This is a genomic window from uncultured Paraglaciecola sp., from assembly GCF_913058035.1.
Classification (GTDB): Bacteria; Pseudomonadota; Gammaproteobacteria; order Enterobacterales; family Alteromonadaceae; genus Paraglaciecola.
This window is the reverse complement of record NZ_CAJXPA010000164.1, coordinates 1-9,421: the sequence shown is the minus strand read 5'-3', so window position 1 is coordinate 9,421 and position 9,421 is coordinate 1. Positions and strand designations below refer to the sequence as shown.

The following is a 9,421-nucleotide window of genomic DNA, read 5'->3' as shown; positions in this document are numbered from 1 at the left end:
AAAGAGCAAGCCCCTGAAGGCTCCAACGTGCTCCGGTAATATCCAATCTATCATTGATAAGGTGACGACACGCGCCTTCAATCACACCACTGGCAATTGGAAAACCAGCAGCCAGTGCTTCATCGTATTTCAATCGACTTTTATTTTTCAAAACACAGTTAATTGAGACACCCATCGTATAAAAAAAGTAAAATATCAATTAAATCGATACATTGCGTAAATTTCAGTGGCGGAGCCAGCAAAGAAAATTGGCGAAGCCGATGATTTATTCTTTTGCTTTTGTTCTCCCCTCGCATATATGTTCGCCAATTATTTATGAGATTTCGTAGGGCAATTTACATGGGTGAAACTGGATTCCTTAGAAGCACGGCTTCGTCCAGTTGAACAGCTCGACACGGAAGTCGAGATTGGGTGCTGATTATCATAGAAGCGTGATTGACTAATTTGAATCGTTTACAACTGGTTGCGAAAGAACGAGTGCAAACGACCTGCTAAATCTCATAAATAATTGGATGAAGGACATAACCAGGCGAGTGGCATTTTTTGCTTACTTTATGCTACTGAAGGCAAAAAGTAAGTCGGACAGCAAGTGGCCGCTGCGCGGGATGCGGTGTAAAAAAAGCCATGGATGGCGGTAAGCGTCAGCGCATGCTTTAACACTGTATAAAATATAAAAAGACTCAGCGAAGTTGACTCAACAACTCCCTCTTAACACTATCAGCAGCAAACGCCACCTCAACTCCATTCAACTGTATCTGAGCAAGCTGCTCAGCAGATAGCCCCACAACCTCCCTCGCTAACTTATACTCATCAGCAATCTCAATCCCCGACACACCGGGATCGTCGGTATTCAAGGTCACCACTATGCCTCTTTCCATAAATGTTTTAATAGGGTGATCAGCGATATTAGTACAAGCGCCAGTTTGAAAATTAGAAGTCAAGCAACACTCTATACTAATATTGTTATTCGCCATAAAGTCCATTAAATGAGGCTCTTCACGTGCCGCCACACTATGGCCAATTCGAGTTGCACCTAACTCATCAATTGCTTGCCTGATACTTTGCGGACCGTCGGCTTCACCGGCATGCACGGTAATGTTCCAACCGGCATCTCTGGCTAATTTAAAATGTTGTTTAAACCTGATGGCAGGAAAACCTTTTTCGTCACCAGCCAAATCTAGCGCCACTATATCGTCTTTGGCGCGGAGTAATGCTTGTAACTCTTGATGACAAGTTGCTTCACCATAACTGCGACTCAATATACCAATTAGATTGACTGGAACACCGTATTGTTTAGTGCCAGCTTTACAACCAGCGATCACGGCATCAACCACTTGATCTATTTGTAGATTATGGGCCTGTGCCATAAAAACTGGTGAGAAGCGTAATTCAACATAATCTAATCCAGCCAGTTTGGCATCTTCAATATTTTCATAAGCGATACGAAAGCATGCTTGTTCAGATGCCAAAACGGATACGCCTAATTCCATTTTTTCTAAGAAAGCTAATAGATCTGTGGTCTTCTGCTGTATTTGAACTTTTGACTTTAATTTTTCTAAACTATCTGCAGGCAAAAAAATTGAATGTTCCTGTGCCAGTTGCCAAATAGTGGACAAACGAATGTTTCCATCGAGATGTCGATGTAAATCAGTTAGAGGGTAGTTGTGGTTTATCACAGGAAGCTATTCAACAATATCAAGGTACTTTAACATCAACACAGCTTGAGTACGTGTGTTGACGTTAAACTTTCTAAAAATTGCGCTAATATGAGCCTTTACTGTCGCTTCAGTAATACTTAAGTCAAAAGCTATCTGCTTATTGAGTAAGCCATTTTGCAATAGTCTTAAAACTCTAAATTGTTTGGGTGTTAGTTCACCTACCAGTTTTGCAATATCAATAGCGGGGACATAATCTTCTATGTCAGTTTGCATATCTTCTGGAAACCAATTTTTGCCGTTCATAATTTGCTTTAGTGCTTCAGCAATAACAATGGTCGGTGTAGATTTTGGAATGAAACCTTTAGCACCTAAATTCATGACTTTACATATAACTTCCACAGAATCACTTGCAGAAACAACCGCAACAGCTACTTTTGGAAAATCTTGTGATACGCGTATCAGGCCATAAAAACTATCGCAACCAGGCATATTCAAATCTAACAGCACTAAATCAAAGTCCGAATGTTGTTGCAAAGCTTCTAGGGTCGAATCTAAACCATCAGATTGTATAATATCTACGTTCTCAAACAATGGCTGCAGCGCCGATATCAATGCTTCCCTGTATAGGGGATGATCATCTGATATTAAAAACTTCGCCACTGAGATTAACCTTTATATATGCCTTCATTAATTGAGACTAATACTTTAGTCTCAACTAATGAAGGCATAATTCATATTTATAGCTTATTTATCAGGCTAAGTTTATTTCATTAAAGTTATCGTCCATTTATTAAGCTACTTTAAAAAATAAATCATCTATGCTCAGATAATTAGGGGATTAACATCACATAACTATTAATTAATTTTTGCTGTTTTTTGCTGTTTTTTGCTGTTTTTTGCCGTTTTTAAAAAAAGTGAGTTATGTTTTTTTATAATTTTATTTTGAGTACACCAGAAATATAATAAATTGCTTTGGAAATAACAATAAAGCCTAAAATTTCTGTTATGGACTCTTTTTGTTTAATACTTCGATGTTTAAAATGCACATTATTACTGTTTTAGTTAATGTTCAGCAGAACGACTTAATCTTACTGTTTTGAGTTGAGAAATTGCTTGGATTAGATTGCACAGGTAGAATTGTAAAATATTTTATATTCAGGTCAATTCGCCAGCATGCAAGATGTTAAAGACACCATTTATTCACAGCCGCAACAGGTGGGCGAATTTCGATTTGACCAATCGGTAGCGGAAGTCTTTCCTGACATGATCCAGCGTTCTGTGCCTGGATACAGCACAATAGTTGATACCATAGGTCAAATTTGTGCTAAATATTCTCAACCACAAAGTAATATATACGATTTAGGTTGTTCATTAGGCGCAGTGAGTTTAGCCGCCAGCAAATATATTCAGACTGAGAACTGCCAAATTTTAGCCATTGATAACTCATCTGCCATGGCACAACGCTGTGAGTTGCATGTAAAGGCATTTAAAGCAGCTACACCGATAAGTGTTATTTGTGATGATATACAAAATATTGACATTAAAAATGCATCGTGTGTCGTGATGAATTTCACTTTGCAATTTATCCCACCGGAACAACGTATTGATATTTTGCACAAAATATATGCTGGCCTAAATTCAGGTGGGGTTTTGTTGTTATCTGAAAAGCTTACTCATAATACCGAACAAGGTAATAATTTAGTGGTCGAACTTCACCATGAATTTAAACGCAGAAATGGGTATAGCGAATTAGAAATAAGTCAAAAACGCACCGCATTAGAAGATGTTATGCGCACTGAAACGTTTGAGCAACACAAAGACAGATTAAAACAAGTAGGTTTTACTGATGTTATTCGCTGGTTTACCTGTTTTAATTTTGCATCAATGGTCGCAATAAAAACCTAAAAGCAACGAAGTTGGTCGCCGCGCCATTCGAGCTATGTAATTTTTTTTAGATTCAATTTACCGTCAATCTAAAACATTATTATAAATAATAACGTTTATTGATTTTTTTATTTTTTACCTCGTGGCTAGAAATTCATGACGGGAAACTGCTTTACATTCTGGAGGCCACTTGGCTGTTAATTGGTTTAATGATTTTTACAAACATATCGCTGATTCACCTTTAAGCCATTGGTTAGAGGTGCTACCCGCACAAATTGCTACTTGGCAAAAAGAACAGTTACACGGAGATTTTTCTAAATGGGTAAAGTTGCTTAGCAAGCTGCCTGAAACAACGCCCTCCTCCATGAACTTGGAGGGCACAGTGGAATTTGGAAACACAACGGATATTAATGAATATACCCAAAAACAAATAATTGGGTTACTCAAACAGTTTATGCCTTGGCGAAAGGGGCCATTTTATCTGCATGGTATTCATATCGATACCGAGTGGCGTTCTGACTGGAAGTGGGACAGAGTGCAACCTCATATTCACTGCCTTAAAGACCGCTATGTTTTGGATGTAGGTTGTGGCAGCGGTTATCATATGTGGCGTATGTTAGGTGAACACGCCAAGATGGTAGTAGGAGCAGACCCATCACAACTCTTTTTAATGCAATTTCAAGCGATTAAACACTTTAATCCTGATCCACGGATCCACTTATTACCAGTAGGCGTGGAGCAATTACCTGAATTAAAAGCGTTTGACACCGTGTTTTCTATGGGTGTGTTGTATCACAGGCGCAGCCCAATAGACTTTTTATACCAGTTAAAAAATCAACTCCGTAAAGGTGGAGAATTAGTACTTGAAACATTAGTGGTAGAAGGCGACGAACAAACTGTTTTTATGCCTGGTGAACGTTATGCACAAATGCGTAATGTATGGTATTTACCCAGCACCGCAGCGTTAATCATATGGATGCAAAAAGTGGGTTTCAAAAATATTCGAGTGGTGGATGTAGGGCTTACAACGTTGGAAGAACAAAGAACAACCGAGTGGATGCATAGCCAATCCTTGCTAGACTTTCTTGACCCAAACGACTTTGGTAAAACCATTGAGGGTTACCCTGCTCCGCTTAGAGCCGTCTTAGTTGCTGAATGTTAACCTTGACTTACTTTAACCTAACCTAACCTTTACCTAACCTTAACTAGTAAAATGCCTAGCCACACGTCTAGGCATTCTGGTTACTAACTCATAACCAATAGTATCTGCCCAACTTGCTACTTCATTAGCCGATAATTCCTTACCCCACAACAAGGCTTTGTCGCCAATTTGAACATTCGCAAGGTCAGTAACATCTACAGAAATTAAGTCCATGGACACCCTGCCCGCCAGCGGTGCTCGCTGCTGATTGATTAGCACTGGTGTTCCCGATTTTGCGGTACGCGGATAACCATCACCATAACCTACCGCAATAGTAGCAATAACAGATGGGCGTAGTGCCGTCCATGTGCAGCCGTAACCAACGGATTCTCCAGTTAAAATTTCACGTAATGCTATGACTTGTGACTCAAAATTCATGGCAGGGATAAGCTGCTTAGCTGAGTCCATGGGTCCAGTGAATGGACTCAGACCGTACAGCATGATCCCTGGACGATTCCAGTCTACTCTGGTTTGATCCCAAGATAACAAGGCTGCGGAGTTGGCCATACTCAGCTCTACTTGTTGACTAGTATTAGTAAGGATCGGCTGAATACAATTTTTGAATCGACTAATTTGTAATGCAGTGTGTGCACCATCAGTATCGTCAGCATGGGCGAAGTGAGTCATTAAGACGATACTTTTAACGTTAGGTGATGCCATCAACTCGGCATATATCGATTCAACCTGTTGCGGTAAGATCCCCAATCTATGCATGCCAGTATCGATTTTCAACCAAACTTTTACTGGTATTTCAAGTGTGACACTAAGCAACTGTTCTAGCTGTGCGCTACTGTGCACTACAAGTTCGCACTGGTTGTCCATAGCAACCTTCAATTCGGTTTTATCAAAACATCCTTCGAGTAATAGAATAGGTTTTTTCAAATCGTTTTGTCGAAGAATCATAGCTTCTTCAAGACAGGATACTGTGAACATATCAACTTGTGACTCAACTGCTTTTGCCACCTCTACCGCTCCATGACCATAGGCATCGGCCTTTATCACGGCAACAGTTTTCGAATGTGGTGCAATAGATTGTGCCAAACGGCAATTAGCCTTAATAGCGGCTAAATCGATAATAATTTTGGCAGGTCGAGACATATGGCTTGTTTAGATCCTAGCTATTGTTAAAAGAATTGATTTAATAATGATGTTTATTCGCAGCATATAGGGATTGAGCAAGTAACCAAATATTACCGACATTTCCTTTGCCCACATGCTTTCCGTCTAGTTCAACCACAGGTGCAATTTCCTTGCTTGAGCTGGTTAGCCACAGCTCGTCCGCAGTTCGTACTTCGCTCATACTGATTGTTCTTTCTTGTACTTGTAAAGTGCCATCTTTTCGTAAAATATCCAACAACATATTACGCGTAATACCGGGCAGTAATTGATTATCTAGGCGTGGTGTTATCACTACTTCATTTTTAACAATAAACACGTTACAAGCACTGGCTTCTGTTAACTCATTTCGCTGGTTATATAAAATGGTTTCATGCACGCCGGCTTCTTGTCCTTGTTGAAAATGCATCACATTACCTAACAATGAAGTAGATTTAATCTGACAACGTTTCCAACGAAGGTCTTCAGTACTGGTGACTTTGTATTGCTTGACACTTTTTTTATCAGCAATAGGGGCAGCTGGAATATCAAACGCATAAGCAAAAACTGTTGGTTGGATGTGTTCAGGATAAGCATGAAATCTTTTCACATCGGCCCCGCGGCTAACATGAAAGTATAACCCAAGGTTGCCTTTACCGTTTTTTTCAATCAGGTTTTGTGCAATGTTACGCCAATCATCAACGCCCATGTTTAGTTTAATACCGATGGCTTTAAGACCATTTTGCATACGTTCAATATGTAAGCCAAAACCCACTAACCTCGTAGCATAAGATGGCACCACTTCGTATATACCATCACCAAATAAAAAACCACGGTCCATAGGCGATATTTTAGCTTCGGATATAGGTATAAACTGACCATTTAAAAATACAATATTGTTGTCAATAGCCATAAAACACCCTATAGATAGCAGAATATAAGACACTAATTATGACATGAATAAAGCGATCAATTTAGCAATATATACATTGTTTCTATATTTCTTAATGTATTGGTCAGTTACAATACGTCCATAATTTCGTTATAGATAATCAAAAAATCATGTCTCAAGTTGGAAAGTTCAATAACCTAGAAGTAGTGAATGAGGTGCCTTTTGGATTCTACCTAGACGCAGGTGACAAAGGTCAGATTCTGCTCCCTACTAAAAATGCACCTTTAGGTTGTAAGCTAGGGGATATGGTAAATGCGTTTATTTATCATGATAGTGATGATCGTCTTATCGCCACCATCAGACGCCCAAAGGTATTGGTTGATCATTGCGCTTATTTAAAAGTGGTCAGTATCACCAAAGTAGGTGTTTTTGTGGATTGGGGATTAGAAAAGGACCTGCTAGTACCATTTAGTGAGCAAGATTATCCCATGTCAGAAGGAGTATCTTATGTACTCTATGTATTTTGTGATGAAGAAACTGGCCGACTTGCGGCATCAACCAAACTCAAAGACTTTTTATATGAAGAGTCGAGTGAAGAAGGTGGCACATTTGAGGATAAACAAGAAGTAGAGTTACTGATCTGTGGGCAGACAGATATGGGCTACAAAGCTATTATTAATGGTTCACACATTGGCTTGTTATTCAGAGACGAAGTTTTTCAACCAATAAAAATTGGTCATTCGATGAAAGGCTATATAAAGCGTATTCGTGAAGATGGAAAAATTGATCTGTGTTTTCAATTTCACGACCCAACTGCTCGTAACACCTTAGAGGAGAAAATAATTGAAGACCTAATTGCACATGATGGCTTGTCTACCTTGACTGATAAGAGCTCAGCAGATGAAATTTCTAAGCGCTTTACAGTCAGTAAAAATGTATACAAAAAAGCCATTGGGTCTTTGTTTAGGCAAAAACGTATACTATTAGACAAGACTAAAATAACTCTTGTTAAAAAATAGAAATACGATGAAAACTACTTTAAGTGCTAAAGAGGCTTTACAATTTCGCTGTAAAACAGATACTGGCCGCTCCTAGACTTAGTCGATAATGGAGAAGCCATGACTCCTTTAGAATCGATTCTTTCGTTGGTGGGCACGTGTTCATCAGCGGATGGCGTCCATATTTTTAAAAATATCGAGAAGGCCAGTAGTTGATTGCATATGTCAGCTTTAAGCAAAAGAACAGAGTAAGTGTATTACGTGTTCACTTCAATTCATTCGCTGTTCATTTTCCAACAGCAAGGTTTAACTGAAAAAAATGTTTTCAGTTAAACCTTGCTGTTATTTGCTGGGTAATATTAATAAGCCGTATTAATGTTAACTGCAAATCTTGACATCACAGCCAACCACGCATCAACTGAAATTACGTTTACACCCTCACTACTAGGCATATGGTGCGGCACTAAAAACAACACTACCTATCTACTGAGTGCCGTTTACAAATTCTTTGTCAAAAGATCCAAAAAAAAATGATTGTATTAGAAGCAGTTCCTGCTGAAACCAATCACCAATCACTAACAAACAACAACCAATAACCAATAACCAATAAACAATGAACAATAAACAATGACCATATACATATTTTGGCAATGTTCCCGATTTTGTTCAACTTGCCATTGAATAAAGATCATGCTTCTGAACCGCAAATCACATTAAATACTGGCTCCCTCTATATCCATTATGGCAAGGTATTTAGTGGTCGCTCTCCTCAATTAACTTGATTTATTAGCATGGCCACTCTTTGACATATGACATATGACACTTGCACCGATCACGTCAGCCTATTTCAAGCTGTTAGTAAAAAACAAGCTGCACTTTATCCAAGTCTAGGGTTATGCGGAACTTTTATATGACTTAGGTGGTTGGCTTTTTAAGGATTGATCCTGAGTCGCACTTTCCTGATCTTCAGTTTCATTTTTTACTGCATTAATTTATTTTAAATGCCGCAGAAAATTCAATAAACTGTTTTGATACCCTTAGCCTTATACCTTCATTCTTATACTCTATTTGATGCAAAACTATTGCAGAATCTGTCATCGATACATAGCACAATAAAGAGTATTTGAATTGCTTCACAATTAAACTGACAAAAAATAAAACTTGTGTCTATAAGTATACTCAAATCAGGTTGCTTCTGATGCTACAGAGAATATCGATCGCAAACTTCGCGTGTATAGCATTCGTTTTTTAAAGGTCAAGAATACGCCATCAATCATGCTTGATAAAAATGTACAGAATTATCCAAACGACATAGGCTATTAAAATCATTCGAATACAAACTAATGCAGGTCGCATGAAGTCTCCAGCGAATCAGTTAATGTGATATGAGTAGAAAATCTAAATACAGAAATAAATAACGCTCATTACTTTTTATTGGGATGACAACTTTATAAAATATCTTAGGGTTACCCTCGTTACTAACTTACTTACTAACTAGCCAGTCAATTCAAAATAAAGTAATAAATTAGCCACTCTATTTGGCGTTTTATTATCGTAGCCAAAAAAACATTGTCTAAAAAGAGTCTTAATAACTATCAATTTTTTAAAGTCACAGCAGCTTTTTGTTTTGTCATCTCATAAGAACTGCTCAAAGTACCCATTCAAAAATAACAGTGATAAATCACTATAAATG

General features: G+C 38.4%; 7 protein-coding genes. 3 read left to right on the top strand and 4 right to left on the bottom strand.

Annotated features, from left to right (window positions below; translation table 11 throughout):
• Window positions 1-680 precede the first annotated feature (680 nt).
• Together add and QZ562_RS16930 are read right to left on the bottom strand one after the other, a co-directional pair.
• On the bottom strand, window positions 681-1,676 hold the full coding sequence (add, locus tag QZ562_RS16935) for an adenosine deaminase (RefSeq protein WP_293762751.1): 996 nt from the start codon (window positions 1,674-1,676) through the stop codon (window positions 681-683).
• A 6-nt stretch (window positions 1,677-1,682) separates the two neighbouring features.
• Entirely contained in the window at window positions 1,683-2,318 is a 636-nt protein-coding gene (locus tag QZ562_RS16930) for a response regulator transcription factor (protein ID WP_293762749.1), read from the bottom strand.
• Between the two features lie 513 nt (window positions 2,319-2,831).
• Between QZ562_RS16930 and cmoA the strand changes: the two genes are divergently transcribed.
• Complete coding sequence (gene cmoA / locus QZ562_RS16925; protein ID WP_293762747.1) at window positions 2,832-3,563, top strand: carboxy-S-adenosyl-L-methionine synthase CmoA; 732 nt, start codon at window positions 2,832-2,834, stop codon at window positions 3,561-3,563.
• Between the two features lie 169 nt (window positions 3,564-3,732).
• Window positions 3,733-4,704: a tRNA 5-methoxyuridine(34)/uridine 5-oxyacetic acid(34) synthase CmoB gene (cmoB, locus tag QZ562_RS16920; protein WP_293762745.1), complete on the top strand. Its 972-nt coding sequence runs from the start codon at window positions 3,733-3,735 to the stop codon at window positions 4,702-4,704.
• Window positions 4,705-4,743: 39 nt separating this feature from the next.
• On the opposite strand, the gene alr is transcribed toward cmoB, so the two are convergent.
• Together alr and QZ562_RS16910 are read right to left on the bottom strand one after the other, a co-directional pair.
• Window positions 4,744-5,841, bottom strand: a complete 1,098-nt coding sequence (gene alr / locus QZ562_RS16915) for an alanine racemase (protein ID WP_293762743.1) — start codon at window positions 5,839-5,841, stop codon at window positions 4,744-4,746.
• Window positions 5,842-5,881: 40 nt separating this feature from the next.
• The gene (locus QZ562_RS16910) at window positions 5,882-6,751 is read right to left on the bottom strand and encodes an aminotransferase class IV (RefSeq protein WP_293762741.1); all 870 of its coding nucleotides are present in this window, start codon (window positions 6,749-6,751) and stop codon (window positions 5,882-5,884) included.
• 149 nt (window positions 6,752-6,900) lie between these two features.
• Here QZ562_RS16910 and QZ562_RS16905 point away from each other — a divergent pair, with 149 nt between their 5' ends.
• Window positions 6,901-7,749, top strand: a complete 849-nt coding sequence (locus QZ562_RS16905; RefSeq protein ID WP_293762739.1) for a S1-like domain-containing RNA-binding protein — start codon at window positions 6,901-6,903, stop codon at window positions 7,747-7,749.
• Window positions 7,750-9,421 lie beyond the last annotated feature (1,672 nt).